Origin of the sequence: Rhizobium sp. M10, from assembly GCF_002531955.1 — a bacterium.
In the GTDB taxonomy this organism is placed as follows: domain Bacteria; phylum Pseudomonadota; class Alphaproteobacteria; order Rhizobiales; family Rhizobiaceae; genus Rhizobium; species Rhizobium etli_C.
Genome location: NZ_NWTA01000090.1, coordinates 1 through 577 on the forward strand (window position 1 = coordinate 1; position 577 = coordinate 577).

The 577-nt window shown below is 58.1% G+C and carries 1 pseudogene; it reads right to left on the reverse strand.

Features of this window, described 5'->3' with window-relative positions:
- Positions 1 to 11: 11 nt before the first annotated feature.
- Positions 12 to 577: pseudogene (locus tag CO671_RS33175) on the reverse strand (IS481-like element ISRel2 family transposase); the annotation flags it as partial.

A 577-nucleotide genomic window follows, 5' to 3' on the forward strand; every position in this document is an offset into this window, starting at 1 on the left:
TCCGGCAGCGACTAGATGTGGAGCCTCAACAGGTTGTCCTGGGTAAGAGCGAGCCTAGTGATTGGTGGTTTTGAGTTTAGACTTCCGTGAGGCCTGTGCCAATTGTAGCGATGAAGCCATCGTGGCAGTTCGGCGGCGCGCATGTCCGAGTTGGGATAGGCGACGGCGTAGGCCCACTCTCTGAGGGCGGTCTGGATGAAGCGTTCGGCCTTTCCGTTGGTTTTAGGCGTATATGGTCTGGTGCGAACGTGCTTGAGGCCGTTGTCGCGACAAGCTTGGCCGAATGGCTTTGATGTGTAGCAGGGACCATTGTCGGTCATGACGCGCTCGACCGCGATCCCGAGGCTGGCATAATAGGCCAATGCCGCCTTCAAGAAGGCCACGGCGCTTTCTTTCGTCTCGTCCGGCAATATCTGTGAGAAAGCGATGCGAGAGGCATCGTCGATGGCCACATGAACGCATTCCCAACCGGCGCCCCAACTCTTGCCTCTGCGCGAACTCTGGCGAGTGCGATCGCCGGTGATGCGGTGGCCGACCTCATGAAACCGGCCGAGCTTCTTGATGTCGATATGAATCA